General features: G+C 60.0%; 21 protein-coding genes. 11 read left to right on the top strand and 10 right to left on the bottom strand.

Annotated elements, in window-relative coordinates; all coding sequences use genetic code 11:
* On the top strand, window positions 1–665 hold a 665-nt coding region (locus tag QAT43_RS03105; protein WP_305041575.1), incomplete at its 5' end, for an NAD(P)-dependent oxidoreductase.
* Window positions 666–805: 140 nt separating this feature from the next.
* Window positions 806–1,699, top strand: coding sequence for an AEC family transporter (locus tag QAT43_RS03110; protein ID WP_305041576.1), 894 nt, complete (start codon window positions 806–808; stop codon window positions 1,697–1,699).
* 227 nt (window positions 1,700–1,926) lie between these two features.
* Here QAT43_RS03110 and glnA read toward each other — a convergent pair whose 3' ends face one another.
* Together glnA and QAT43_RS03120 are read right to left on the bottom strand one after the other, a co-directional pair.
* Complete coding sequence (gene glnA, locus QAT43_RS03115; protein WP_305041577.1) at window positions 1,927–3,336, bottom strand: type I glutamate--ammonia ligase; 1,410 nt, start codon at window positions 3,334–3,336, stop codon at window positions 1,927–1,929.
* Between the two features lie 93 nt (window positions 3,337–3,429).
* On the bottom strand, window positions 3,430–3,768 hold the full coding sequence (locus QAT43_RS03120; protein WP_305041578.1) for a P-II family nitrogen regulator: 339 nt from the start codon (window positions 3,766–3,768) through the stop codon (window positions 3,430–3,432).
* A 403-nt stretch (window positions 3,769–4,171) separates the two neighbouring features.
* On the opposite strand from QAT43_RS03120, the gene QAT43_RS03125 reads away from it, so the two are divergent.
* Window positions 4,172–5,851 (top strand): hybrid sensor histidine kinase/response regulator, encoded by a 1,680-nt coding sequence (locus tag QAT43_RS03125; protein WP_305041579.1) that lies wholly within the window; start codon window positions 4,172–4,174, stop codon window positions 5,849–5,851.
* Window positions 5,852–5,936: 85 nt separating this feature from the next.
* Window positions 5,937–6,731 (top strand): acyl-ACP--UDP-N-acetylglucosamine O-acyltransferase, encoded by a 795-nt coding sequence (gene lpxA / locus QAT43_RS03130; protein ID WP_305041580.1) that lies wholly within the window; start codon window positions 5,937–5,939, stop codon window positions 6,729–6,731.
* Window positions 6,732–6,766: 35 nt separating this feature from the next.
* On the opposite strand, the gene QAT43_RS03135 is transcribed toward lpxA, so the two are convergent.
* Entirely contained in the window at window positions 6,767–7,186 is a 420-nt protein-coding gene (locus QAT43_RS03135; RefSeq protein WP_305041581.1) for a hypothetical protein, read from the bottom strand.
* Between the two features lie 94 nt (window positions 7,187–7,280).
* Window positions 7,281–8,714 (bottom strand): Rqc2 family fibronectin-binding protein, encoded by a 1,434-nt coding sequence (locus tag QAT43_RS03140; RefSeq protein ID WP_305041582.1) that lies wholly within the window; start codon window positions 8,712–8,714, stop codon window positions 7,281–7,283.
* 128 nt (window positions 8,715–8,842) lie between these two features.
* Here QAT43_RS03140 and QAT43_RS03145 point away from each other — a divergent pair, with 128 nt between their 5' ends.
* Window positions 8,843–10,132: a homocysteine synthase gene (locus QAT43_RS03145; protein ID WP_305041583.1), complete on the top strand. Its 1,290-nt coding sequence runs from the start codon at window positions 8,843–8,845 to the stop codon at window positions 10,130–10,132.
* 36 nt (window positions 10,133–10,168) lie between these two features.
* Here QAT43_RS03145 and QAT43_RS03150 read toward each other — a convergent pair whose 3' ends face one another.
* Window positions 10,169–10,492 carry a YkgJ family cysteine cluster protein gene (locus QAT43_RS03150; RefSeq protein ID WP_305041584.1) on the bottom strand — a complete coding sequence of 108 codons (324 nt, stop codon included), beginning with the start codon at window positions 10,490–10,492 and terminating at the stop codon, window positions 10,169–10,171.
* Between the two features lie 121 nt (window positions 10,493–10,613).
* Between QAT43_RS03150 and QAT43_RS03155 the strand changes: the two genes are divergently transcribed.
* The 3 genes from QAT43_RS03155 to QAT43_RS03165 all read left to right on the top strand — a co-directional run bounded on the left by QAT43_RS03155 (window position 10,614) and on the right by QAT43_RS03165 (window position 16,197).
* Window positions 10,614–11,417: a DUF3014 domain-containing protein gene (locus QAT43_RS03155; protein WP_305041585.1), complete on the top strand. Its 804-nt coding sequence runs from the start codon at window positions 10,614–10,616 to the stop codon at window positions 11,415–11,417.
* 353 nt (window positions 11,418–11,770) lie between these two features.
* Complete coding sequence (locus QAT43_RS03160; protein WP_305041586.1) at window positions 11,771–14,266, top strand: two-component system response regulator; 2,496 nt, start codon at window positions 11,771–11,773, stop codon at window positions 14,264–14,266.
* Between the two features lie 125 nt (window positions 14,267–14,391).
* Window positions 14,392–16,197: a thiamine pyrophosphate-binding protein gene (locus QAT43_RS03165; RefSeq protein WP_305041587.1), complete on the top strand. Its 1,806-nt coding sequence runs from the start codon at window positions 14,392–14,394 to the stop codon at window positions 16,195–16,197.
* A gap of 66 nt (window positions 16,198–16,263) precedes the next feature.
* Here QAT43_RS03165 and QAT43_RS03170 read toward each other — a convergent pair whose 3' ends face one another.
* The 5 genes from QAT43_RS03170 to QAT43_RS03190 form a co-directional block, all read right to left on the bottom strand.
* Window positions 16,264–17,091, bottom strand: a complete 828-nt coding sequence (locus tag QAT43_RS03170) for a hypothetical protein (protein ID WP_305041588.1) — start codon at window positions 17,089–17,091, stop codon at window positions 16,264–16,266.
* Complete coding sequence (locus tag QAT43_RS03175) at window positions 17,081–17,911, bottom strand: citrate/2-methylcitrate synthase (protein ID WP_305041589.1); 831 nt, start codon at window positions 17,909–17,911, stop codon at window positions 17,081–17,083. Before QAT43_RS03175 ends, QAT43_RS03170 begins: the two co-directional genes overlap by 11 nt.
* A gap of 2 nt (window positions 17,912–17,913) precedes the next feature.
* Window positions 17,914–20,058, bottom strand: a complete 2,145-nt coding sequence (locus QAT43_RS03180; protein ID WP_305041590.1) for a TonB-dependent receptor plug domain-containing protein — start codon at window positions 20,056–20,058, stop codon at window positions 17,914–17,916.
* A 103-nt stretch (window positions 20,059–20,161) separates the two neighbouring features.
* Window positions 20,162–21,802, bottom strand: a complete 1,641-nt coding sequence (locus QAT43_RS03185; protein WP_305041591.1) for a sensor histidine kinase — start codon at window positions 21,800–21,802, stop codon at window positions 20,162–20,164.
* Between the two features lie 13 nt (window positions 21,803–21,815).
* On the bottom strand, window positions 21,816–22,751 hold the full coding sequence (locus tag QAT43_RS03190) for an ABC transporter substrate-binding protein (protein WP_305041592.1): 936 nt from the start codon (window positions 22,749–22,751) through the stop codon (window positions 21,816–21,818).
* Window positions 22,752–22,934: 183 nt separating this feature from the next.
* Here QAT43_RS03190 and QAT43_RS03195 point away from each other — a divergent pair, with 183 nt between their 5' ends.
* The 3 genes from QAT43_RS03195 to nifN all read left to right on the top strand — a co-directional run bounded on the left by QAT43_RS03195 (window position 22,935) and on the right by nifN (window position 26,441).
* Complete coding sequence (locus QAT43_RS03195; RefSeq protein WP_305041593.1) at window positions 22,935–23,567, top strand: hypothetical protein; 633 nt, start codon at window positions 22,935–22,937, stop codon at window positions 23,565–23,567.
* A gap of 241 nt (window positions 23,568–23,808) precedes the next feature.
* Complete coding sequence (gene nifE, locus QAT43_RS03200; RefSeq protein ID WP_305041594.1) at window positions 23,809–25,161, top strand: nitrogenase iron-molybdenum cofactor biosynthesis protein NifE; 1,353 nt, start codon at window positions 23,809–23,811, stop codon at window positions 25,159–25,161.
* A complete protein-coding gene (nifN, locus tag QAT43_RS03205; RefSeq protein ID WP_305041595.1) occupies window positions 25,149–26,441 on the top strand; it encodes a nitrogenase iron-molybdenum cofactor biosynthesis protein NifN in 1,293 nt (430 codons plus the stop codon). Before nifE ends, nifN begins: the two co-directional genes overlap by 13 nt.
* The last annotated feature ends 4 nt before the right edge of the window (window positions 26,442–26,445 follow it).

Below are 26,445 nucleotides of genomic sequence, written 5' to 3' on the forward strand. Positions count from 1 at the left end.
AAAAGGAGGAGACCGAGGCGATGTTCTCCGGAGATCGCAGCTTCCTGCAAGGGCTGGATCCCGGCACCCTGCTGGTGGACATGGGCACCCACAGCCTGGAAGTGACGATGGAACTGGCCAAGGCGGCCGCGGCTCGGCGCGCCATGTTCCTCGAAGCGCCGGTTTGGGGCACCAAGGAGCATGCCGTCAACGGCCTGCTGACGATTCTCGTCGGCGGCGATCCGACCCTGCTCAGCCGCTGCCGCGAGGCCTTTTCCTTCTTCGGCCTCAACATCATCCATGTCGGCGAGGTGGGGGCCGCCACGCGCATGAAGTTCGTGGTGAACCTGGTGCAGGCGGAGCTCATGCAGGCGTTGGCCGAGGGCCTGACCCTGGGTGAAAAGCTCGGTTTCAGCGCCGACAAGATCATCGAGGTGCTGGATTCCGGCGGAGTTGCCTCGCCCCTGTTCAATGCCAAGGGCCGCTCCATCGCCCGCGGCGATTTCTCGCGCAACCTGGCCCTTAAATACGTTTACGAAGGCTTGCAGTTGGCCCAGGATGCCGGGCACAAGGCGGGTCTCGACCTGCCCGCCGCCGAGGCGGTGAGCCGGGTCTATCGCCAGGCCATCGAGGACGGTCGCGGCGAGGAGGATTTTTCCGCGGTGGTCAAGGTTCTCTGGAAATAGCTGGACGTCCGGCCCAGGCCGGATGTTCGGTTCAAGGACAAGCAAAGCGGGATGGCCTCAGGGGGCTGTCCCGCTTTTTTTATCCTCGCAGGCATCCCGAGGGCGTGCTAATCTCCCCGTTCATTGTCCACGAGGTGCGCATGCTGTTTGTTCAGGTGGTCCTGCCCGTCTTCATCATCGTTTTTTCCGGCTACGTTCTGGAAAAATGCGCCAAACTCGACTTTCGCACCCTCACCCTGACCTCCCTCTACCTGCTGGCCCCGGCCCTGGTGTTCAGCGCCCTGATGAAACGGGAGTTCGACCTGGGCCTGGCCGGAAATCTTTTTTTGTTCATGTGCCTCTATACCGCGACGCTCCATGCCTTGTCGCGAGGCCTGGCGGCGCTGCTGCGTTTTGATGCGGAGAACCGCAGCGCCCTGCTCCTGACCACCGTCATGATGAACGTCGGCAATTTCGGCCTGCCCCTCACCTTTTTCGCCTTCGGCGAGGCGGCCCTGGAAATCTCGGTGCTGACGTTCGTCCTGTTCAACATTCCCCTGGGCACCCTGGCCATCGTCATCGCCCAGGGCTCAGGCGCCTCCCTGCCGACCGCCCTGGTCAACATGGGCAAGATTCCCATTTTTCATGGGGTGCTGCTGGCCTTTGCCTGCAAGGCGATGGGCTGGCAGCCGCCGGACTTCATCCTGCGGCCCCTGGATCTGCTCGGCCAGGCGGCCATTCCCCTCATGCTGGTCATGCTCGGCATGCAGCTTGCCCGTACTCAATGGCAAAGTCGCCTGGGATTTTTCTCCCTGGCGACCCTGGTGCGCCTGGGCGTGGCACCCCTGGTCGCCTGGGGACTGACGGCGCTTTTGGGCATCGAAGGATTGACCCGGGCGGTGGTCATTCTGCAGACCAGCACCCCGTCCGCGGTACTGCCCCTGCTCTACTCCCTGCGATTCGGCGGCCGCTCCGACCTGGTCGCCGGCACCATCCTGACGACGACGTTGCTCAGCGCGGTGACGCTGACGGTTTTGCTTTACCTTCTTCAGTAACCTATATTGGACGCAGATATACGCAGAAAATACCTGGATTTTAGGGATCAAGCCCAAAAATCCGTGTTCATCCTGCAAATCTGCGTCCTATTTGTAAGGTTCATACAAAATGTAGGTTGGGTTAGCGGTCTCATCGCGTAACCCAACAGTCCTAATTTGCCACATGCAAAAAGCCCCCCGGCGCGAACCGGAGGGCTTTTTTGTGGTGCGGAGGTGCCGGCGAAGGATCAGCAGTCGTAATACAGGGCGAATTCGAGGGGCACGGGGCGCATACGCACCGGGTTGACCTCGGCGTTCATCTTGTAGTCGATCCACATGTCGATGACGTCCTCGGTGAAGACATCGCCCTTGAGGAGGAATTCATGGTCGTTGCGCAGGGCTTCCAGGGCTTCATGCAGGGAGCCGGCCACGCCCGGGATGTCCTTGAGTTCCTCGGGGCTCAGACCGTAGATGTCCTTGTCGAGGGGATCGCCCGGATCGATCTTGTTCTCGATGCCGTCGAGGCCCGCCATGAGCAGCGCGGCAAAGGCCAGATAACCGTTGCAGGACGGGTCGGGCGTGCGGTACTCGACGCGCTTGCTCTTGGGATTGGTGGTCGCCGGGATACGGATCGAGGCCGAGCGGTTGCGGTTGGAGTAGGCCAGGTTGACGGGCGCTTCGTAGCCGGGCACCAGACGCTTGTAGGAGTTGGTGGTCGGATTGGTGAAGGCGCACAGGGCCTTGGCGTGCTTCATGATGCCGCCGATGTACCACAGGGCTTCCTTGGAGAGGCCGCCGTAACCATCGCCGTAGAACAGGTTCTTGCCGTCTTTCCAGATGGACTGATGGCAGTGCATTCCCGAGCCGTTGTCGCCGAACAGGGGCTTGGGCATGAAGGTCACGGTTTTCCCGTTGCGGAAGGCAACGTTCTTGATGACGTACTTGAACCACTGCAGGGTATCGCCCATGCGCAGCAGCGAATCGAAGCGCATGTCGATTTCGCACTGGCCGCCGGTGGCCACTTCGTGGTGAGCGGCCTCGATGCGAATGCCGACATTCTGCAGCACCTGCACCATTTCGTTACGCAGGTCGATGAGGGAATCCGTCGGCGCACAGGGGAAATAGCCTTCCTTGTGGCGGGGCTTGTAGCCGAGGTTGGGGAATTCCTCGCGGCCGGTGTTCCAGATGCCTTCCACCGAATCCAGGCAATAGAAGGACTCGTTGGCGCTGGAAGAGTAGCGGATATCGTCGAACACGAAGAACTCGGGCTCGGGGCCGAAATAGGCGGTATCACCAATGCCCGTGGATTTTAGGTAGGCTTCGGCCTTGGAGGCGATGAAGCGCGGGTCACGGCTGTAGCCTTCGCGGGTGAAGGGGTCGATGATGTTGCAGATCAGGCTCAGGGTCGGGATTTCGGGAAAAGGATCGATCTTGGCGGTGGTCGGGTCGGGCATGATCAGCATGTCGCTGTTGTGAATCGGCTGCCAGCCGCGGATGGAGGAGCCGTCAAAGCCGAGGCCTTCCTCGAAGATTTCTTCCCCGAATTCGCTGATCGGGGTGGTAAAGTGCTGCCAGACGCCAACGAAATCAAGAAATTTGTAGTCGACCATCTGACAGTTGTTTTCTTTGGCAAATCCAACGACTTCTCTCGGGGTCATGCGCGTCTCCTTTGAACGTTCATTCGGTTTTGAGCTGTCTTCCCCTGTGAAAAACAACTCAAAGCTGGGCTGATAATCGGACGGGGAGCCGGATCAGAGGGCGTCATCGCCCCTTTCGCCGGTCCGGATGCGAACCACTTCATCGACGGGAGTGACAAAAATCTTTCCATCACCGATGCGCCCGGTGCGCGCGGCTTCGGCAATGGCGTCGACCACCTTGGCGACCAGATCGTCGCGCACGATGATCTCCATTTTGATCTTCGGAATGAAATCCACGACGTATTCGGCGCCGCGGTAAAGTTCGGTGTGGCCCTTCTGGCGCCCAAAGCCCTTGACCTCGCTGACTGTCAAACCCTGGATGCCGATTTCGTTCAGGGCTTCCTTCACCTCGTCGAGTTTGAACGGCTTGATGATCGCTTCCACTTTTCTCATCTGCTGACCTCCAGGGCTATTTTTAAAACCATGTAAAATGCGCAAGGATTATAGGCTTCACATTTGGCGCGAGCAAGCGAATTCTCGGCAAGCATCCCGCGATGCTCTTGTCTTGCCCCAAGCATAGCAAGGACTTTGCCCAATTTTTCAAAGCACCGGCGAATTGATGCCATCATATTGATTTAAATAGACATTCTTGACGAAACCTCAAGCTTGAGCGCAGTTGGCCGAGAAATGACGAGATGAAATTTTATACAGACCCCTGGCCTGCTGCACCCAAAATGGGCAGAAAAACCAAACGCCAACAACACACAGGAGATGCTCCAGCAATAATTCTTTGACCTGCTTAAAAAGCTATTGTATAAAAATCACTAAACTTTCTCTTTCTTCGCCCCAAGGCATCATGAAAAATAGCCCCACCATTCTCGTGGTTGACGACAGCCCCACCCAAGTGGCCATTCTGCGTGATGCCCTTGAGGACCAGGGGTTTCTTGTCGAAACCGCCGCCGACGGCATCGAAGCGATGGAGAAAGTCTACCAGAATCCTCCTCATCTGGTGCTCTCGGACATCCTCATGCCCGAACTCAACGGCTATCATTTGTGCCGCCTGCTCAAAAACGATCCCGCCACCGCCCAGATTCCCATCATTCTACTGACTCACCTCAGCGAACAGCATGACCGCTTCTGGGGCCAGCATGCGGGAGCCGACCTCTATCTGGAAAAAGCCTCGCCGACCTCCCAGATCGTCGCCGCCATCAGTAATCTGCTGGCACGTCGCCCGGTGGTTGAGGGCCGCCGCAAGCGTATCGCCCTCGGCGTTAATCTTCCTCGCGAGGACATCCAGGCCCGCCTGACCGCGATCCTCGACCGCTTGCTTTACGAATCGACCATTTCCAACGAAATCCTCAAGCTCAACAGCCTGGCCCAGGATGTGCGTGCGCTGTGCGGTGAACTGCTTGGTTTTCTTGGAGCCATCTGCCGCCACGACGCCGCCGGGCTGCTGCTATGCCACTCACCGGAGCGGCAGACCCTGGCTTTCTCCATCAATGCACCCATGCCGCCTTCATTCATCCAGCAAGCGCAAGAGCTGATGATCGCTCGTTGCGGCCTGCCCGCCGAGGCTGCCGCACGGACTACGTTGCTGCTCTTTCCCGAGAATTCAGGACCTACCCAGGATGAACAGGCCACATTTCACCTGCTCCATGCCGTCGAAGTCAAAAACGGCGAGGATTTGCTGGCGTTGATCTGCCTGTTCACCCGCCATCCGCGGGTCGTCAGCGAAGGCATTGCCCAGGCCCTGCAACTTGTCGCCGACCGTTTTCGGATCGTTGCCGATTATTTGTGCAAACTGACGGAAATCGAGGAGGTCAAGGCGGATTTCATCTCCATGCTGGTGCACGATCTGCGCTCGCCCCTGACCAGCATCCGGGGGTTTTCCGACGTGTTGACCCAGGGCATGCTCGGCCCCCTCAGCGAGGACCAGAAAGGCGCCCTGGAAAACATCCAGGGAGGCAGCGACCGCCTGCTGTCGCTGATCGAGGACATCCTGCACCTTTCCAAGCTTGAAGCCGGGAAAATGGAAATCCATCCCGCGCCCTTTCATTTCGGCGCGATGGCGCGCCGCACCTTTCAGGACCTGGCCGCCCTCTTTCTGGAGAAGGATCTGCACCTGCGGTTCGATAATTGCGACGCGCTGCCGATCATCCAGGCGGATGAGCAGCAGTTGGGCCGGGTATTGACCAATCTGCTGACCAACGCGGCCAAATTCAGTCCACGCGGCGCCGAGATCATCCTGACCGCGCAACGTCTTGATCAAACGCCGGACAGTCCTGCGACCTTGCGCGTCGACATCAGCGATGCCGGTCCAGGCATCCCCGTTGATCAGCAAAAGGATCTCTTCGGCCGTTATCAGCAGGTGCGCGGTAAAAACGCCGGATCACGCAAGGGCACCGGCCTGGGGCTGGCCATTTGCAAGGAAATCGTGCATCTGCACGGCGGCCGCATCTGGGTCGAAAGCCCTCTCGCGAACGGCGCCGGAAGCCGCTTCAGTTTCACCATCCCCCTACCCGACCTGCACGCCTAGAAATCCCCCTTGCCGCCGCCCTTGGATGGTGCTATACCCTGGGCGTCAGCCGCCCATTCACTTCTAAAACGGAGAATTCCCGCCCATGTCCGCTCGGATACATCCCAGTGCCCATGTCGACCCGACGGCGCGCCTCGCCGACGGGGTTGAAATCGGTCCCCAGGCGTTCGTCGACGCCGATGTCGTCATCGGCGAGGGAACCTGCCTGATGCACGGCGCTCATGTGGGGCGCTGGACGACCCTGGGCAAGAACAACCGCCTGTTCCCCGGCGCGGTCCTCGGGCACGAGCCCCAGGATCTGGGCTACAAGGGCGAGGAGAGCCACACCCTCATCGGCGACGGCAATGTTTTTCGCGAGGGCGTGACCGTCCATCGCGGCAATCGACCCGGCACCCAGACCCTGGTGGGTAACAACAATTATCTGATGGTCAACAGCCATGTCGCCCACAACTGCATCCTCGGCAACCACATCATCCTGGTCAATGGCGCCCTGCTCGCCGGCCATGTCGAGGTGGGCGACCGCGCCATCATCTCGGGCAACTGCCAGGTGCATCAGTTCGTGCGCATCGGCGCCTTTGCCATGATGCGCGGCGGCTCGGGCGCGGCCAAGGACATTCCGCCTTTCTGCATCAATGACGGACTCAACTGGATCCGGGCGATCAACACCGTGGGGCTGAAACGCAATGGTTACAGCGCCGAACGGATTCGCGCCATCAAGGAAGCTTTCAAGGTCATTTTTCGCTCGGAGATGGGGCTCGAAGCCGCCCTGGAGAAAATCGAGGGAGAATTGAAGGTTACGGAGGATGTGGCGAGCATGCTCGCTTTCATCCGCGCCAGCAAGCGCGGCATCGGCAGCGGACGGGGATCAAGCCGGGAGTAGGCGAGGACGGAAAGCAGCCGCCAACGGTTGGTCTTTTAATTCTCGCGGCGCGTCAGAAAAATTTCCAGCAGGGAACTTTTCTCTCCCAGGAGGAATTTCTGGATTTCATCCCGCGCGATGTCGCGATCCCAGCCGCGCGCCACCAGCAGATCGAGAACTCTCTGAAACTTTTCGCGGCGCCGCCGACCTGGTTCGGTTTCATCGCGCCGGTCGCAGACATGCGCCAGCAGGGCGGACCCGCATCGGCAGTGACGGTAGAGTTGAACGAAGCTCAGGTCGTTGGGAGCGGGGATTGCCGGACGCGGGGCTCTGAAAAAGCGCCGGTTCTTGCGCAGGTAATCGTCGGGGGAATAAAACACCGCCCCGCATTGGCCGCAGATTTTTGGAAACGTATCCGCGTGCAGGGCCTTGAGGTTTTCCAGAATGTGCTGTCGCGAGATTCCCTCCGTGGCCATGCGCCACCTGCCTTTCCCGTCCGCTCCGCAGACTTAGAAAGATAAAATTAATTTAAACAAATATAACCAGGAAAAAACAAATTGCAAGGACTTTTTACGGCTCCGGCAATTTTTTCGGCTCCACCCTCACACTGCGGTAGGACCGCACCTGCACCAAGCCCGACGGCGCGCCTTTGGGCTTGCGCACCTCGGCGGCGCGCGTCACCATGACCTCCACCTTGCCGGCCTCGGCGCCCCGCGAATAACCGGCGGCCAAGGCCGCGGCATACAGCAGATCCTCTTCTGGAACGTCCTCGTCCTTACGCCACACCTTGAGCACCAGGTGACAGCCGGGCAGATCCTTGGCGTGAAACCACCAGTCGGCCGCCTCGGCCAGTTCGCGGCTGACATAATCGTTGGTGCGGTTGTTGCGCCCCCAGAAAATCCGGTAGCCTCCCGGGCTAAGGGTTGAACGCAGCCGGCTGCGCGGGTCCACCGGGGCTCGCTTGGCCAGGTTGCCCTGCGAAGGCAGCAGCCCGGCCTCTTCGAGTTCGCCGCGAATCATGACCACATCGACGGGTTCCTGCGCCTGGCGCAAGGCGTGCTGCACCGTTTCTAGCCAGGCCGTTTCCTCGGCGGTTTCCGCAAGGCGGCGCGCAATGTGTTCGGCGCCGCGCCGTCCTTTTTTATAGCGGCGAAAATACCGCTCGGCGTTTTCCGCGGGCGTCAGGCGCGGATCCAGTTCGATGCTGATGGGCCGTGGCGGCTCCTGATAGTAATCCTCCAACTGGATTTCGGCTTGCCCGCGTTTGATCCGGTAAAGGTTGGCCAACAGCAATTCCCCCAGTTCCCGCCAGCGGTCGGTCGCGGCCAAGGCCTGCTGCTCTGCGCGAATTTTTTCCAAACGCCCACGCACCCTGGTCAGACGGCGCTCCACCAGGCGCAGGAGTTGCTTTTGTTCACCAACCTCGTCGGCGTCGACCAACAGCTGTCGATAATAGCTTTCGGCGACCGTCGACGGCGAGCCGGCGTTGCCGGTTTCGGCCATGGGCCGGCCTTGACCCCCTTGAACCTGGCGCGGCGCAGGCAAGCCGTAGGGCTGGCCCGGACGCAAATCGCGCAGGGTGTTTTCGCATTTGTCGCGCTCCCAAAGATCGACGATCGTCCCTTGTTCATCGACCAGCAGCAGATTGGACCGTCGCCCAAGCAACTCCAAGGCAAGCAGGTAGGCTTCGCCCTGGGGGCCGGTGCAATGAAAATGTACAATGCGCTCCTCGGGCACCTGCTCGATACGGACCAGGCGGCTGAGTCGCGCGCGCAGCAACTGGGCGAACCGGGGCGGCGCGCCCGGATTGGGAAAGGCTTGCGTGGTCAGGTACAGCCGGGGAAAACGCGGCGAGGGCGAGACAAGCAAGCGCAGGCTGTCCCGCCCGTTCCACAGGCGAAAGATGAAGAGATCAGCCTCGGGCTGATAAATCTTGTCAAAACGGGCACCGGTGAGACACTGCTGCAATTCAGCCGTCACCGCTCGCAGGAGATCGATATCCATGAAGGCTCCGGGAGCATCTAAAAACCGGTTGATCTTTTTCGCGGATTTGATATAGGTACAACGTTTGTTTCTTTACAACTTTACTTAGTTTTTCGAGAAAAATTTCCCTCAATCAACGGAGTCATCCCATGAGCGACGAGAGAAACACCGGCCTTGGCACCAAAGCCCTGCACGCCGGCCAAACCCCCGATCCCACCACCGGTTCGCGCGCCGTTCCCATCTATCAGACATCTTCTTACGCTTTCCGCTCTTCGGAACATGCCGCCAACCTCTTCGCCCTCAAGGAAATGGGCAATATCTATACCCGCATCATGAACCCGACCACCGATGTGCTGGAAAAACGCCTCGCCGAGCTCGACGGCGGCGTGGGCGCCCTGGCCCTGGCCTCGGGTTCCTCGGCCATCACCCTGGCGGTGCTCAACATTGCTCGCGCCGGCGACAACATCATCTCCACCAGCTATCTCTACGGCGGTACCTACAACCTGTTTCGCCACACCCTGGCGCGCATGGGCATCACCGTCAAGTTTGTCGACTCATCCAACCCGTCCAACCTCGCCGCGGCCATCGACGAGCGGACCAGGGCGGTGTTTCTGGAAACCATCGGCAATCCGAAGAACAACGTCGATGATTTCCGCGCCATCGCCGACATCGCCCACGCCCAGGGCGTGCCGGTGATCGTCGACAATACCGTGGCCACGCCGATGCTTTTCAGGCCCATCGAGCACGGCGCCGACATCGTCTGCTACAGCCTCACCAAGTTCATCGGCGGCCATGGCACCAGCATCGGCGGCGCGGTGGTCGACAGCGGTCGCTTCGACTGGTCGAGCGGGCGCTTTGCCGAATTCACCACCCCCGACCCCAGCTACCACGGTCTGGTTTACCATGAGGCCCTGGGCGCGCTGGCCTACATTCTCAAAATGCGCGTGACCCTGCTGCGCGACATGGGTCCCTGCCTCTCGCCCTTCAACAGTTTCCTGTTCCTGCAGGGGCTGGAAACCCTCCATGTACGCATGCCCCGCCATTGCGAAAACGCTTTGGGCGTGGCGCGTTTTCTGGAAAAGCATCCGCAGGTTTCCTGGGTCAATTATCCGGGGTTGGAAAGCCACCCCGATTTTGCCCGGGCCAAGTCTTATCTGCCCAAGGGCCAGGGGGCGATCCTCGGCTTCGGCATCAAGGGCGGCGTGACGGCGGGGGCGCGCTTCATCGACAGCGTCAAGCTCGCCAGCCACCTGGCCAACATCGGCGACGCCAAGACCCTGGTGATTCATCCGGCTTCCACCACCCACCAGCAGCTCTCCCCCGAGGCTCAGCTGGCCGCCGGCGTCACTCCCGACTTCATCCGGGTATCCGTGGGTCTGGAGGATCTCGACGACATTCTCGCCGATCTCGATCAAGCCCTGCGCGCCGCCGCGCCCTAAGCGACCAGGCGAGCGGCTGCCGTCGCGCTGGGATGTTTACCTTGCCGGGGCGGGGTTTCCCCGCCCCTTTTCAGCGCCCGGACGCGTCAGCCTTTCCAACTCGGCCAATCGGGCCAGGGCCTCGGCCGCGTTCTCTCCGCACATATCCGGATGCGGCTGGAGGCTCAGGCATACCGCCGGACGCTGCGGCAGGCCGAAAAGCTCGCAGCGATTCTCGGCCGTGAGTTGCGCGCAGGGCATGCCGGCCGGCTTTCCCTGGGGCATTCCCGGAATGGATGACGAGATGGATGGCGCGATGCAGCAGGCGGCGCAGCCTGGCCGGCATTGCACGGCCGCGGACTTTTCTCTCCTCTTGGTCATCCCTTCCTCCTTTGCACCCCGCGAAAAGCGGGCAAAAACCCGTTTGCCAATCGCCTGATTATCGGTAATATTACCCCCGTACACCCCTTATTTCACGCCGCCGCACAAGGAACGAAACGCCATGAAAAACCCCTTTATCTGGGCTGGAATTCTGGTCGCCGGCGCCCTTGCCGTGTTTTTCTGGCAGGGCAGCCGCCCAGAAAAGCGAATCGCCGTGAGCGAGGTGGAACGTCAGGCGATGCCGCAACCTCCCGCGCCGCCAAAGGTGCTCTATCCCATTCCGCTTCCTGTCCCGCCCGCGGAAACCCCGAAGGAAGAGGCTCCCGTGGAACCGCCGCCGCCTCTGCCCGATCTGGAGGAAAGCGATCCCCTCATGATTGAGACGCTTACGCGTTTTTTCCCGGTGCCGCGCCTTGAAGAGCTGTTTGTGCTCAACAATCTGATCAAGCGCATCGTGGTCACCATCGACAACCTGCCGCGCAAGGAAGTGCCCCTGCGCCTGCTGCCCACCCGGCCGACGCCTGGATCCTTTCTGGTGGAGGGCGAAGGCGAAAATGCCATCCTCAGCCCGAAAAACTATCAGCGCTACACCCCGCTGGTCAATCTCTTCGCGGCGATCGACACCTCCCAGGCGGTTGACGTCTACGTCCGGCTCTATCCCCTGTTTCAGGAAGCCTATCGCGACCTGGGCTATCCCGACGGTTATTTCAATGATCGCCTAGTGCAGGTTATCGATCACCTCCTGGCCACGCCCATGGTTGATGAACCCATCCGCCTCAAGCCCCATATCCAGCGCTATCGCTATGCCGACCCGCAACTGGAGTCCCTGTCCGCCGGACAGAAGCTGATGATTCGCCTCGGCCCCGAAAACGCCGGGAAAATCAAGGAAAGGCTTGGGGATTGGCGACAAAAGCTCACGCGTTGATTTCCCTTCGTTGGCCAGGGACCAGAGTCCTGCCGATTCGTCCCCCACATACCTGAAGCCGGATAAAACCGGCGAACTGGGCGCGTGCGCGCCAGGCCCTGTAACCCTGCCAACCGCGCTTTCCGCTCGCGACGGCCAGATCCACTGCCTGTCGGGTACGCGCGGCGCCGTCTGCCACACCGATGAACCAGAGCGCGTCCAAAGAGATTGCATCGTCCGGATTCTGGTTGGCTTTTGATCTTTATTATTTTTTCATTTGCCGGTTGACTTGGAAATTAATAAACGCTATTTTTTAAATCTATTTTATTGTCCTGTCTCATTTCACGGTGAATACTGATTAGGGCACCCCTTCGATGTCTGAAGATCTGCATATTCTGCTCGTCAACAATGCCTCGGAAACCCGCCTTCAGCTGCGATCCCTGCTGGAAAAAGCCGGGCACCCGAATATCTCGGAAGCCGCGTGCAGCCGCAGCGCTTCCCAAATTCTGCGCAGCCTTCCCGTCGACCTGCTGATCACCGAAATTGATATCCCCGGCCTCGATGGCTGGCGCCTGTCACGCCTGGTGCGCTCCGGGGTCTTCAAGTGCAAAAGCGACATTCCCATCATCGTCGTGGCCAAAACCTGGTGCGAACGCATTGCCGAAACCACCGCCCGCGAATTCGGCGTCAATGCCATGCTTGCCATGGATCATCTGCCGAAACTGGGACAGGTGGTGCGCAATTGCCTCTCCCTTCCCGAGGAAACCCTGCGCAGACCACGCGCGCTGGTCGTCGAGGACAACCCCGACACGGCGGAAATCGCCCGACGCGTGCTGCGTCATCGCTTTGAGGTGGAAATCGCCGTCGACGGATCGGCGGGCTTGGCGGCCTGGACGGCACGCCGCCATGATCTGGTGCTACTCGACACCATGCTGCCCGAAATGTCGGGGCCCGAGGTGCTGCGGGAAATCCTCAGAATCGACCCTTCCCAACCGGTGGTGGTCATGACCGCCTTCAGTTCCGTGGATCTCGCCGAGGATCTCATGCTCGAAGGAGCGGCGGATTTCATCGCCAAGCCGTTTCTCGCCGATCAATTGCGCCGCGTTTGCGAACTCGCCACCCGCCGCGAGGACTATCTGGTGAGCAATGCCCAGTTCGCCTCGCGTGTCAACCAGGTCAAGGAGCGCACCGAGGCCTACCGCAAGATCTCCGAGGATCACCAGCGCCTGCTGGACAACCTCAACACCATTGTCCTCGAGCTCGATCAAAACGGCGAAATTCAGTTTCTCAACCGCGCCTGGACCAAACTGACGGGGTTTTCCCTCGCCTACTCCCTGAACAAACCCCTGGCGGCCTTCCTGCCCCAGGATGTCGAAGGCGTCGCCAAATGGCTCCAGCCGCTGCTGGAGGGGAAAATTCATGAATCCCAGGGCGAATTGCGTCTGCTCGACAAGCAGGGAGAAGCCCTGTGGGTCGAATACCGCCTCGGCGCCGTGCCATCCGCGGACCGCGGCCGCGCAATCTTTGGCTGCCTCGATGATATTTCCGAGCGCAAGCGCACCCAGAAGCAGGTCGAATACCTGAGCATGCATGATTCCCTGACCGGCCTGCACAACCGCCATTATTTCGAGAATGAACTGCGCCGCCTGGCCGCCACCAGCGCCCGAGGCAAGGGCAGTCATGCCCTGGTGTTTCTCGACCTCGACCATTTCAAGGTGATCAACGACAACTTCGGCCATCAGCACGGCGATGCCCTCTTGCGCGAACTTGGCCAACTGCTCAAATCGCGCTTGCGCCTCTCCGATACCCTGTGCAGGCTGGGCGGCGACGAATTCGGCATCCTCATCCCCGCCGCCGACAAGGCCCAGGCCCGCCTGGTGGCCGAGGAAATGACGCAGCTCATCCTCGGACATCGCGTTGAAATCGACGGCCAGGAAACCGGCCTGAGCTGCAGCGTCGGCATCAGTGAAGTCAACGGCAAATTCGCCAACCCCGAGGAATATTTCAAGCAAGCCGACATTGCCCTCTACGTGGCCAAGCGCCGGGGCCGCAACCGCATTCAGATCTACGACCCCAAGGACAAGGAAAACGACGAGTTGCGCACCAGCCTCGATTGGGTGCGCCGCTTGCGGCGCGCGGTGGATGAGGACCGCCTCAAGCTCTATTTTCAGCCGGTCATGCACATCGCCAGCGGGAAGATCGTGCACTACGAGGCCCTGGTGCGCCTCGACCTGCCGGAGACAGGGATTGCGCTGCCGCAGGAATTCATTCCCGCCCTGGAACGGGCCGGAGAAATGGCGCTCCTTGACCATAGCGTGATCAGGAAAGCGATTCTTCACCTCAAGGAAACCCCCGAACTGCAGCGCGTCGCCGTCAATCTCTCCGCGCAGGCCTTCGGCGACGAGGAGCTCGTCCCCCTCATCGAAAAACAATTGCGTGACCAGGGTGTGGAACCTCGGCGCCTGATGTTCGAGCTGACCGAAAGCGCCAGCATTGCCAATATCGCCGCCACCCAGCGCATGATCAAGCAACTCAACGAGCTGGGCTGCGAATTCGCCGTGGATGATTTCGGCACCGGCTTCAGCACCTTCGGTTTTCTCAAGCAGTTTCCCGCCGAATACGTCAAGGTCGACGGCAGCTTCATCACCCATCTCGACCGTGATCCCATCGACCAGGTTCTGGTCCGTTCCATGAGCGAGGTGGCGCGCGCCCTCAACAAGAAAACCGTTGCCGAATTCGTTCACAATGAAAATATCCTCAATTTGGTACAGAGTCTCGGCATCGACTATGCCCAAGGCTTTCATATCGGCAAACCTCTGCCCCTGGCCGAGCTCCAATTCCCTCCAGCCCCCCTTCTCCAAATTAATTAGATCTTGCCGAATTCCGCACATCTCAATACGCAATTAAGACGTTTTTTTTAATAAAAAAATATGCTTTAATGCCAGGACTGTCTCACCTGACCTGCAACCGTTTCCTGGTTTCGGAGGAGATCTCCATGGCGGAATCCAACCCCCTGAGCACGGCATCCAGCCAACTCGACGCGGCCCTGGCCAAGAAGCCTGAATTGGGCGATCTGGTCGTGGAATATTTGGAAAGCATCGGCGTCGAATACATTTTCGGCGTGCCCGGTGGGGCGATTGAACCCCTTTACAACGCCATGGCCCGAAGCGCGCGGCGTGGCGGGTTGCGCCCCATCGTCGCCCGCCATGAAGCCGGCGCGGCCTTCATGGCGGACGGCTACGCCCGGGAAACCGGCAAACTCGGCGTGTGCTGCGCCACCACCGGACCGGGCGCGACCAACCTCATCACCGGGGTTGCCTCGGCATACGCCGACAACGTTCCCATGCTGGTCATTACGGCGCAGACCGCCCTGCCCCAATTCGGCAAGCGAACCTTGCAGGAAAGTTCTTGCACCGCCGTCAATACCGTGGCCATGTTTCAGAACTGCACGCGATACAGCAGCCTCATATCCCATCGCGGGCAACTCGAAGGCAAACTGCTGTCGGCGATTCTCGCCACCCAAGGGCCGCCGGCCGGTCCCGCCCACCTGAGCATCCCCATGGACGTGCTGGCTTCGCCGCGCCGCCTGCGTCCCGATGAATACAAGCCCCTGTTTCACAGCCTGCTCAATGTTCACGACATGACCAATCCGCAGGCCATCGATGCCCTTTTCGATGAAATCGAAAAATCTCACCACATCCTCATTGTGCTGGGCGAAGACTGTGGCGACGCCATCAAGCCGATCATGGAATTCGCGGAATTGATCAATGCCCTCATTGTCAGCGGCCCAAGCGGCAAGCGCTGGGCTCCCCATGGGCACTGGCTCTATCGCGGCGTGTTGGGATTTGGCGGCCATGCAAGTGCCTTTCAAGCTCTCAATGACGAACGCACCGACTTGGTGCTGGCGGTGGGCACCCGCATGGATGACCTGACCTTCGGCAGCCTGAATCGCAACAAGAGCTTGCAGGAAAAACTGATTCAGATCGATCTCACCTCCGAGAACTTTCATTTGGCCCCCCTGGCGCGCCTGCATGTCTGCGGCACCATACAAACTATTTTTCGCACCCTGAAAGAACGACTTCCCAAGGAGCATCGGCAGCGCTTTCGCCTGGTCCATGACCGAGGTTCCCAGCCCCGCAAGGATGAAATGATTTCAGATACCTGGGAAAGGGATAGCCTTGCCCATCTCGCTCTCAACGAACCGGAGAAATATCGCGCGAACACCACCCCCATCAAGCCACAGCGATTGATGCGGGAGCTATCGGTTAGATTTCCCGCATCGACCCGCTTCATCATCGACGCAGGCAACAGCTGGGCCTGGTCGCTTCATTACCTGCTGCCAAAAAGCCAGGGATTGTATCGGAATGCCATGGGTTTTGGCGCCATGGGCTGGGCCATCGGCGCCTCCGTGGGCACTGCCTTCGGCTGCCCCGCAACTCCCGTGGTCTGCTTGACGGGGGACGGTAGCTGGTTGATGAGCGGACAGGAATTGACGGTGGCGGTGGCGGAAAAACTGCCGGTCATTTTTGTGGTGCTCAATGACGGCGCCCTGGGGATGGTCAAACACGGTCAGCGTTTGGGAGGTGCCGAACCCGTTGCCTTTGAACTACCGCCGGTCGATTATGCTCAGATGGCCCATGCCATGGGGGCTGCCGGAGAGGATATCGCCGCGGTTACGGATCTTGAACGCCTCGACTTCGAGGCCATCTGCCGCCGAGCAGGGCCGACACTTCTGAATATCCGGATCGACCCGGAAGAGGTGCCCCCCATGGGACTACGCATGAAAACCTTGGGGAGGTAAAAGGAAATATCGCACAGACGAGAAACGGCCAGGAAGGATCCCTGGCCGTTTCTCGTTGAAACTGGATTAAGGTTCCCCCGGCAAGGGAACGGGACGGGCAGATGGACCCTGATAGTCGATGTCATCGCAGCGCATTGGAAGAAAGGATTCGGGAGGGCGCTCGAAGGTATCGACGTAACAGGCGGTGACACCGCTGGTCACCAGCACCGCGCATATTTGGTAGGCTTCCTGAGCGGTCAGCCCCTGGTCGGCAAGAAAGGCGCTGACATAGCCATTGAAATTCATGGCCTCGTCGAAATCCTCCAGCAGGACCTTCTCGATTTCCAGGGCCAAGGCAAGGTGTTCCCCAATGGAAAAACCCAAGCGCTTCTGGATGTTGTAAAATTCCGCCAACCGCTCATCGCCCTTGGCGATGGGCCGGGAATAGCCCATGAACTTCGGCTTTCCGCCATGCCGGGCACACTCTTGCGCCACGATATCCTTCGCGCTCTGGCCTTTTCTCGCCTCGGCGAGTGCTCGTTCAATAAATGCAAATCCTTCCAACAATGTCCCTTGGCCATAGGCACGGGAATCCGCGGCCAGTATCCCGGCGACCGTCGCTGCAACGACCGAGGAGCGCAGGGTGCCGCCGAGGGCGCCGATTTGGTTGCACCAGATGCGCGCGTCGGGCCAGCTCAAGCCGACGTGCATGGCCTCGAACCAGTCAGCCAGGGGTTTTTCCACGAGGCGGCCGGTGGCATTAAGAATCAGCACCTGAAAGAAGGAAACTCTGCCCATGAGATCCTTGTTCATCTCGAACCCATGGCAGAAAACCCCCTTGCCCATGACCCATCCCCCCTTGCGGGAGAAAATGCGGCCACGGCGTTCGTCCCAGTAGCGGGTATCAGCAGGCATCGGCATCCCCCTCGATGACATAGTTCGCGTCGGAGGGAAACGGTAAGGCGGTCAAGGGCTTGTTGACCATTTCCAGGCCGTGGGCGAGCAGGCCGGGCGCTTGAAAATACTGAAAAAGCCCCGCCCCGGCCCGCGGTTGAAAACCCATGTCCGCCAAGACCGCTGCCGCCACGCCGGGAAACAACCAGCCGATTCCATGCTCGCGAAGAGCTTCGGCGAAGGAACAGCCCCACCGCAACGCCTTGCCCGCGCCGGGAAGCCGGCTCAACTCGGTCGCCAGTTTGCCCGGCACCTCATCCACGCTGCCGAAGCGACTGCCGAACCCAGGAACGGGATGCCAATCACCCTGAGCCGGGCGCTGTTGTTCTTGAATCGCTTCGCGGCAAACGAGTCGCGGATCGCGCTTGGCCGCCTGGCGGAAAAACCGCATGGCATCCTCGACACAGCCGGCTCCCAGGTGAGTGCCGCCCAGGATGCTCAGGGCAATGGGCAGAATATGGGCGGGATTGGTTTTTCCGACACCGGCATGCATGGCCGCGCGGGTCGCCGGATGCCGGGGGCCGGGGTTGATCAGGCCGATCATCAACTTTTCCAGCATTCGGGATTGATCGGTGGTGGGCAAATCACCCCTGAAGAGTAAAAACAGCACATCGACAAAGCTGCGTTTCCCCATCAACTCAAACAGGTCGTAACCATGGCAGCGAACCTCGGCTGCGATGTAGGGATTGTCCTCGCTGGGCCGTTCTTCCCAGATTCGGGTCGCGGGACGCTGAACGAAGGACTGCTCGCGACTGGTAATGTTCTCATGTTTGGATTTCATGCTCAGAACCTGTAGCTGATTTCTGCCCAAACCTGGCGACCTTCGAGGGGATAGTCGCCGGGAATGACCGGGTTGCTCGGCTCACGCGCATCCTCGTCAAAAAGGTTGCGCACCGCCAAAGCAACATCAAACATGCCAAAAGCCTGATTTCTTCTAAAAGTCACATCCACCAGGGAATAATTACCGATGGGACCGCGCGGGTCATCCGCGGCACGTTTGCGGCTGCCGAGCCATCGATATTGCGGACAAATGGACCAATCCGGAAGGAATTCCCAGTTTGCAGCAAGATATATTTTTTGACCGGGCGCGTCCGGAATTCTTTGCTTGCTATCCACGTCCTCGGAACGTTGCCAGGCGTAATGACCACGCAACCGCAAGGTTTCCAACAGTCGCCAATCGGCCTCGAATTCAAATCCGTGCCCATCCTGATCGCGGGCATTCCGCGCCGTCCGGGTTCCACCAGACGCGTCAGGCATAAATTCAATTAAATCCCGGGCGCGATAGGCAAACAGGGAAAGGCTCGTTTGCAAATCGAACGTGGGCCGATAAGCAAAAGCGACTTCGAAGGTATCAATCGTTTCAGGGTTGAGATCGGGATTGCCGAGCGCCACCGGATTGTTCGTGGAGAATTGTTCAATGAATGACGGCGCGCGAAATGCCCGGCCATAGAGAATTTTGGTGGTCAGATCGTGCCGCGTTGCCCAAACCAGGGCAAGCCGCGGATTGACCGTATCGCCAAAATCCGAATAGTGATCATAGCGAACGCCAGCGGTCAGTTCCCAATTCCTCGCGAATTGCCATTCGTCCTGCAACGACAGGTACCAAACCGTTCGCGATGCATTGCGCAAGAAAACAAACCCGGTATTCGTAATGTCGGTCAACGTGCCGTCAACTTCGGGGGCTGTGCCGTCGATGACACCGGGACCAAAATTTTTTTCCTCTTTCGCCAAACTGAATTCGTACCATTTCATGCCGGCGCCCATGCGCCAGCGATGATCCGGCATGCCGGTATAAACCGCAGCGAAATCAACTCCGGCACCCGCTTCTTCCCCGGAAGGTTTGCCGATCATGCCCTCTGTGAACAACACGGGATTGGCGGACTCGGAAAAACTGATATTGCCGTCGCTTCCGATGGGAAGCCTGGCGCCCGGGGGAAAGGCGACAAACAGACTGTCGCTGTCCCGGTACAGGTAATGGACATTGGCGCTCAGATCCCAATCCTGGGCCAGATCCGAGGTCGCGTAAGTCAGGTCGATGAGATGCTGGGTCAGGTCTTCCTCGCCCACGGGGTCCAGGGCCAGCGCGCTGCCCGCCCCCAGCTCCGCATCCTGCTGCAGCCAGAGCCAATAACGCAGACGCCAGTTGTCGCGACTGAGGTTCACATGGGTATCGAGCAACTCATAACGGGTGTTCAAGGGGCCGGGTGCCAGGGACGCATTGGTGGCGAAGGCGCTATCGAACAGGGTCTGCTGATCCGCGTCAATGCGCCGGTCACGGTCGCCGTCGCTGGTTTGCCACTCCAGGGAAAAGGCGATATCCCAGGCGCCATAGTGTTTGCCATGCTGCAGCCACAGATCCTGGGTATCGAAGGAGCCGACGCGCCCCCCGACCTCGGTGCCCTGAACGTCGGTCGCGTCCTTGGTAATGATGTTGACCACGCCGGCGAAGGCATCGGCGCCATAAACCGCCGAGCCGGGACCGCGGATGACTTCCACCCGGGCGATGGAACTTACCGGTAGACGAAATTGAAAAGGCCGACCTCCGGAAAAATGCGGGAAGGGAATGCCGTTCATCAGCACCAGCACCTGGGGATTGAAACTGGTGTGGATCCCGCGGATGGAGTAGATGGAATCCAGCCGCCCCTGGGTGGATGGCACCACATGCAGACCGGCCACGGTTTCGAGCACCTCGTCGAGATTGCGCGCCCCCATGGCCTTGATCTCGTCGGCGGTGATCACGGTGGCCACCGCCGGCGCCTTGTAAATCGGCTTGCGGCTGCCCGTGGCGATGGTAATGAACGCCTCGTCGCCGTAGAGATCCCGCATTTCCTTGATCGTCTGGGATTCGGCTTCCAACTCCTGCGCACCAGCCCACCAGGGCAAGGCCAGAGCCGCCATCAGCCCGAGATACATCAATCCCTTACGCATCCACCACCTCCTGACCCAAGGGCCGCATCACTCCCCTTCTCCGTCCGGTGACGCGAACCGACTTTCACCTGTCCCCTCCTGAAGAAATGTCCCGCAAGGCACATCAAAAACTACCGCTCTTTTCCACCGAATCCTCGAAACACAGCTGTCCGTCATCCTCAATAGCCGCCTCCACAGGCACTTGGGCGACAACGGGCAGAGGGATGCGGATGCTGAACACGGAGCCTTGATTGAGCCGGCTCTGGACCTCGATGTGACCGCCCATCATTTCACAGAAACGCTTGGTGATGGTGAGACCGAGCCCCGTGCCCTCGAACTTGCGTGTATAGCTGCCGTCGACCTGACGAAATTCCTCGAAGATGATGCGTTGCTGCTCGGGCGAAAGCCCAATCCCCGTGTCGGTCACCTTGATGGTCAGGAGACGGGACGTTTGCATCACCTCCAGGCCGATCCGGCCGTCGCTGGTAAACTTGGCCGCATTGCTGAGAAGATTCAGGGTCGCCTGCAACAGTTTCTCCCGATCGATCTCAATTTTTCCTTCCGCCTTGACGGAGGTCTCAAGGGAGTTGCCGTTTTGCCGCAGGAGGGGTTGCACCGTATCGGCCGCCTCGCGCGCCAGTTCATGCAGATTGACGTTTTGCAATTGCAGTTCCATGCGTCCGGCTTCGGCCTTGGCCAGGCGCAGAATATTGTTGATCAGGGAGAGCAGCCGCTCGGCATTGTGAATGACCCGCCGCAACTCTTCGGCATGCTCGTCCAGTCCCTCCATTTCAAGATCTTCCCGGACCACGTCGGCATACCCGATGATGGCTTGCAGAGGGGTGCGCAATTCGTGGCTGATGTTGGCGAGAAACTCCGACTTGTGCCGGTTTGCCGAGAGCGCGGCGTCGCGGGCTTGAACCAGTTCCTGGGTGCGGATGGCGACCTCGGTCTGCAGGATGTCCTTGTGCTCGCGCAAGCGGCGGTCGCGCTCCTCGAGGCTGGCCATCATGCGATTGTAGACCCCAGCCATGTGGGTGATTTCCGCCGGCCCGCTGAGATTGGCGAACACATAGGCGTTTTCCTCCTCGGACTTGCGCATCAGGTCGGAGAGTTGGGAAATCGGCTTGGTCAGCCGCTTGATACCGAGATTGAGGACCAGCAAAAGAACCAGGGAAAACGAGAATCCGATCAGCAGATTGTTGAAAAGGATTTGGAAATTGAGGGCATGGAGCGCTCGCTTGTTCATGCTGACATAGGCGTATCCGAGCAATTCCCGGGGCAGCGGCGCCGGCTCGAAAGGCGAATCCAGGGCCTCGCGAAGCTCGGTGCCGGCGCCCGCGTACACGGGGGAAACGAAATACCAGGCAAAGGGCGTCTCCGCGGCGATGACCGATTGCAGGGCGGCTTTGTCCCGTCTTTCTCGCGCCAACTCCAGGTTTTTCTCACCGAAAATCAGCAAGGGCCGGCCCTGATTGTCGAACACCCCGGCGCTGTCGACATTGGGAAAGGCCAGGATCGCCAGGAGCGGCTTTTCGGCATTTTCCGCGCTGCCGAACAGCAAGGCCAGGGCACTTTGGCCCGCCAGATGGCCGGTGATCTGCAATCCCTGGGCGATCATCTGATCCCGCGCCTGGGTGCTGCTGACCCAGGAGGTGGTCAAGGCCGAGGTCAGCGCCAGACAGAAAATCCCCAGCGTCACGATGCCGAGCAGGCGCGTGCGGAAACTGGTGAATTTTCTCATGGCGAAATGAAACAGGCTCATCGGTCCTCAACTCTCAACGGCTCGGAAAAACCAGATCGAAACGTTCCTGCTGACGCGGGGTGAAGCGCAGTCCAAGGTGAAAGGCGGTACGCAGGTTAACGGCCAGTTGCAGGTTGGCCAAGGGCAGAACCGACGCATTGGCCTGGCCTTGGGTCTTGGTTGATGCCAGGCGCGCCAGGCTCTGCCCCATGGCGAAATGGTCGGGAAACATGGAAAACAGGGTGCCGCGCTGGGCATGGGAGGGTTTGCTGGAAAACACCACCAACCCTCGATCCAGGGCGCCCTGCAGAACCAGGGGCAAGACCACCTCGTCATCCGCGGTGAGATTGTCGAGAGGCAGCCAGATCGCGTCGCTCAGCCCGCGCAGGGATTGCAGCAGCCTGCGGTATTCCAGCACCGCCTCGCGCAGCTCGGTAACGGGATAGGCCTGAAGCTTAAGGCCCCTTGCGCGGGCGGCGGCCTCGGCCAAGGGAATCAGCCAGGCCGTGGTCTCGGAATAGACCACATGGACACGTTGCGCGCGCGGAACCAGATCCCTGAGGTGCTGAAAGAGCACCGCCGGATCGGGAGACAGGCTGATGCCGGAGAAGCCCTCGGGGGCCGTGGGCACCGCGCCGACAATGAGCGCGCGGTTGTTGTTGAGACTCTGGGCGGCCAGCGCCCCCTGCCGTCCCAAAGCAATAACCGTGTCAATCTTTTCCTGGGCAAGCCAACCCTCGAGGGTTCCAGGTTCCACCTGATCAGGCAAGGCGTTGGGGATGACGGGGCCGGAGGATTCGGATTCGATGCCGAGCAGAATGTTTTGAAAAACCCCCAGGAAGGGTTCCTTGACATCGGGATAAAGCACGCCGATGCGGTTTTGCGCCACCGCGCCGCCGACCATGGGGATCAACAGCAACAGCAGGGAAAGTACGAGCCGGGGGCCCGAAATTCGATGACGCAGGAACATGGATCTGCTCAATGGGCGGGTCTGGAGTTGGAAAGAAATTTCAATGAAAAAACAGATTTCTTAATCTCTCACAATGAAGGTTGTCTCGTCAATCATTGAAATGCCGTTCTTGCCCACCTCCTGAAAAAATATCCGAATTTTATGGTATGGTTTTGCAAATCACTTCCAGTCGAGGAGCCTCTTATGAAAAAATTTATCTTTTTTGGACTCATGTTTCTCTTTCTGCTGCCCCTGTCCACCATGGCCGAGGTCTATGAAGCGCGGCCCGGCTTGAAAGTGGTTCTTCCGCCGCTTCCCGAACCCTGGATCGTGAGCCGCGAAGCCAGCCCGGCCCTGGTCGCGCACCTGGCGGAACATCTCAAGGAAGATGCCGAGAAACAGGGTCGCACCGTCACCGAGGAACAGGTGCTCAGTGCCGCCCGCCAGCGCCTGGCAAGCAATGAGCTGATGATTTTCAACGAAAAATCCGAAGCCCATTTGTTGATCAGCTTTTCCCCCATTGGGGAAAAAGAGAAGGATCCCAACGCCAAGTCCGTTGCGATTTCCGCCCAATACGCGGCGGAAGGGGTGACGGATGAGGGCTGGACGGATGTCCAGGATCGTCACGAACCCATCGCGATCAAGGGCGCCATGCACGCCCAATGGTTCGAAATCAACTATAAGGAAGATGGAGCCTCCCACCTGTTCATGGGCGTGGTCGGGTACGCTCGTCCCTATTGGTTCTGGCTCTATGCCAACGATCATCTCAAGGATCCCGGTGACCGCGCGGTTCTGGAAAATATCCTGCGCAACATCGAGATCCGCGTGGAACCCTGACTCTTCCATACCCTCGCTTCCCAACGCCCCTGAGCGTCCATCGCTTAGGGGCGTTGCCCGTTGATCAGCCAAAAAAACAGGCATCCTGCTCACTTTTTCTTCATTGCCCTGGCGTAAACCCCGCCAAACCCGCCATTCTCACGCCCGGCAATCCTGGCGAAGCTCTTGCAAAGGATGAATCCGATCCTCTTTTCTGCCGTATACCCCATGGGCACCATCTAGGTTCGGAAAGGATGAGGCGGTGGCGAAAAAACCCAAAATCAGTGAACTGCTCGACGAGCGGGCCTGTGCCCACAGCGCGACGAAAAAAAGCGCCTGCAACACCCAGACACCGGGGGCGACCACCGGCGGCTGCGCCTTCGAGGGCGCCCAGATCGCCCTGTTTCCCTTCGCGGACGCCGCGCATCTGGTGCACGGGCCCATCACCTGTCTCGGCGCTTCCTGGGAAACCCGTGCCACCCCCACCAGCCACACCGGTCGTGACCTTACTCAGATGGGCTTCACCACCGCCGTGACCACCAACGATGTGGTCTTCGGCGGCGAAGACAAGCTGCGCGAGGCCATCGACTACCTCATGGAGCATTACGCACCCGCCGCCATTTTCGTCTACGCCACCTGCGTGACGGCGCTCATCGGCGACGACATCGACGCGGTCTGCCGGCAGGCGCAAGCCAAGTACGGCATTCCCATGGTGCCGGTGCATGCCCCCGGTTTTGTCGGCAGCAAGAACCTGGGCAGCCGCCTGGGCGGCGAAGCGGCCTTGGCGAGCCTGGTCGGCACCCTGGAGCCGGAGACGACCACGCCCTTCGACATCAACCTGATCGGCGAATACAACGTCACCGGCGATATGTGGCAGTACACGCCGCTGCTCGAGGAACTCGGCATTCGCGTGCTAGCGACCCTGAGTGGCGACGGCCGCATCCCCGCCATTCGCAGCGCCCATCGCGCCAAACTCAACGTCATCGTCTGCGCCAAGTCGCTGATCTCCCTCACGCGCAAGATGCAGGAGCAATTCGGCATTCCGTTCATCTCCCTGTCCTTCTACGGCAAACGCGACACCAGCAGCGGCCTGCTGGCCATTGCCGAGGCGTTGGGCGATACCGAACTGCTCGCGCGCACGCGCCGGCTCATCGCCCGCGAGGAGGCCGCCCTAGACGAAAAACTCCGGCCCTACCGCGCTCTGTTCCAGGGGAAGAAGGCGATTCTCAACACCGGGGGCAACAAGTCCTGGTCCATCGCCTCGGCGCTTCAGGATCTGGGCATCGAGGTGGTCGCGACCTCTGTGCGCAAGGCCACCGAGGCGGATCGGGAAAAAGCGCGGGAATATCTCGGGGAGAAGGGGATTTTGATGACCAATCCGGGCGCGGAGCAGGCGCGCATCATCGACCAGACCCGTGCCGACCTGCTCCTCGCTGGCGGCCGCAGCCTGTACACCGCCATCAAGAAGCGCATCGCCTTTATCGACGTCAACCAGGAAAAAAAGAAAAGCTACGGCGGCTACCAGGGCCTGCTCAACCTGGCCGAGGATGTGAAGAATGCCCTGGAGAATCCCGTTTTCCGGATTGTCGCAACGAGGGCGCCATGGGAGAAATAATTCGCAAGCCGCGCAAGCCCCTGCAGGTCAACCCCATCAAGCTCTCCCAGCCCATGGGCGCGGCCCTCGCATTTCTCGGCGTCAATCAGTGCATGCCGCTGATGCACGGCGCCCTGGGCTGCGCTTCCTTCACCAAGGTTTTTTTGACCCGACATTTCTGCGAACCCATCGCCATTCAGACCACGGCGGTGACCGATGTGACGGCGATTCTCGACGGCGGCGACTACAACATCGCCGAATCCGTCAAGAACATCACCACCAAGGTCACCCCCCAACTCATCGGCCTGCATACCACCGGGCTTACGGAAACCAAGGGCGACGACATCCGCGGCGTGGCCTCACGCATCGACGTTCCCCTGGTGTACGTCAACACCCCTGATTTCGAGGGCGGCCTGGAGAGCGGTTGGGCCCTGGCGGTGAAGGCCATGATTCGTCAGCTGACGGCTCCCGCGAGCCAGGTCCAGCCACGCCGGTTGACCCTTCTGCCCCATGTGAGCCTTCAGCCCATCGAGGTGGAAAAACTCAAGGAATTCGTCGCGCTGTTCGGTTTCGAGGCCTGGGCCCTGCCCGACCTCTCCACCTCCCTGGACGGCTATCTCGGCGAGAAACAAGGCTCGCTGAGCAGTGGCGGCATCGAGGTCGCGGACATCCGCTCCCTGGCGCAAAGCCAAATCGTTGTGAGTATCGGCGAATCCATGCGCGGCTGCGCCGAGGCCCTGCGGGAGAAAAATCCCGCCATGCGCCATCATCATTTCCCGCACCTGCAGGGCCTGGCGGCCACGGATGCCCTGGTGGCCATGCTGCTTGAGGAAAGCGGCCTGGAGCAACCACCGGCATCCGTCGTACGCTGGCGCAAACGTCTTCAGGACGCGCTCCTCGATACCCATTTCGCTCTCGGTCAAACGCGCTTTCTCGTCGCCGGAGAACCCGATCAGCTGGCCGGTGTCTGCCAGGCCCTGGGCGAAGCCGGCGGCCGGGTGCGCGTCGCCATCGCCACCGTTGAGTCCCCCCTGCTTGAGCAGGTGGTAGCGGAGAACATCCTCGTTGGCGACCTGGAGGATGCCGAACACCTGGTGGACGACTACGACCTGATGATCTGTAATTTTCACGGCGAGGCCCTGGCGCGCCGCCATCACAAGGGGTTGATGACGCGGGGATTTCCCAACTGGGAGCAGATCGGCAACCAACTGAAGAATGACCTGCTCTACGAAGGAAGCTGCTATTTTCTTTTCGAGGCGGCCAATGCGGCCGAGGAGATGAGAAGGCACCGAAAGGACTGAATCC

This window comes from Geoalkalibacter sp. (assembly GCF_030604225.1).
Lineage (GTDB): Bacteria > Desulfobacterota > Desulfuromonadia > Desulfuromonadales > Geoalkalibacteraceae > Geoalkalibacter.

Bases quoted from the DNA above. Each gene is read 5' to 3' on its own strand.
- QAT43_RS03110 (WP_305041576.1), top strand. From the start codon at position 806: ATGCTGTTTGTTCAGGTGGTCCTGCCCGTCTTCATCATCGTTTTTTCC.
- glnA (WP_305041577.1), bottom strand. From the start codon at position 3,336: ATGACCCCGAGAGAAGTCGTTGGATTTGCCAAAGAAAACAACTGTCAG.
- QAT43_RS03120 (WP_305041578.1), bottom strand. From the start codon at position 3,768: ATGAGAAAAGTGGAAGCGATCATCAAGCCGTTCAAACTCGACGAGGTG.
- QAT43_RS03125 (WP_305041579.1), top strand. From the start codon at position 4,172: ATGAAAAATAGCCCCACCATTCTCGTGGTTGACGACAGCCCCACCCAA.
- lpxA (WP_305041580.1), top strand. From the start codon at position 5,937: ATGTCCGCTCGGATACATCCCAGTGCCCATGTCGACCCGACGGCGCGC.
- QAT43_RS03135 (WP_305041581.1), bottom strand. From the start codon at position 7,186: ATGGCCACGGAGGGAATCTCGCGACAGCACATTCTGGAAAACCTCAAG.
- QAT43_RS03140 (WP_305041582.1), bottom strand. From the start codon at position 8,714: ATGGATATCGATCTCCTGCGAGCGGTGACGGCTGAATTGCAGCAGTGT.
- QAT43_RS03145 (WP_305041583.1), top strand. From the start codon at position 8,843: ATGAGCGACGAGAGAAACACCGGCCTTGGCACCAAAGCCCTGCACGCC.
- QAT43_RS03150 (WP_305041584.1), bottom strand. From the start codon at position 10,492: ATGACCAAGAGGAGAGAAAAGTCCGCGGCCGTGCAATGCCGGCCAGGC.
- QAT43_RS03155 (WP_305041585.1), top strand. From the start codon at position 10,614: ATGAAAAACCCCTTTATCTGGGCTGGAATTCTGGTCGCCGGCGCCCTT.
- QAT43_RS03160 (WP_305041586.1), top strand. From the start codon at position 11,771: ATGTCTGAAGATCTGCATATTCTGCTCGTCAACAATGCCTCGGAAACC.
- QAT43_RS03165 (WP_305041587.1), top strand. From the start codon at position 14,392: ATGGCGGAATCCAACCCCCTGAGCACGGCATCCAGCCAACTCGACGCG.
- QAT43_RS03170 (WP_305041588.1), bottom strand. From the start codon at position 17,091: ATGCCTGCTGATACCCGCTACTGGGACGAACGCCGTGGCCGCATTTTC.
- QAT43_RS03175 (WP_305041589.1), bottom strand. From the start codon at position 17,911: ATGAAATCCAAACATGAGAACATTACCAGTCGCGAGCAGTCCTTCGTT.
- QAT43_RS03180 (WP_305041590.1), bottom strand. From the start codon at position 20,058: ATGCGTAAGGGATTGATGTATCTCGGGCTGATGGCGGCTCTGGCCTTG.
- QAT43_RS03185 (WP_305041591.1), bottom strand. From the start codon at position 21,802: ATGAGCCTGTTTCATTTCGCCATGAGAAAATTCACCAGTTTCCGCACG.
- QAT43_RS03190 (WP_305041592.1), bottom strand. From the start codon at position 22,751: ATGTTCCTGCGTCATCGAATTTCGGGCCCCCGGCTCGTACTTTCCCTG.
- QAT43_RS03195 (WP_305041593.1), top strand. From the start codon at position 22,935: ATGAAAAAATTTATCTTTTTTGGACTCATGTTTCTCTTTCTGCTGCCC.
- nifN (WP_305041595.1), top strand. From the start codon at position 25,149: ATGGGAGAAATAATTCGCAAGCCGCGCAAGCCCCTGCAGGTCAACCCC.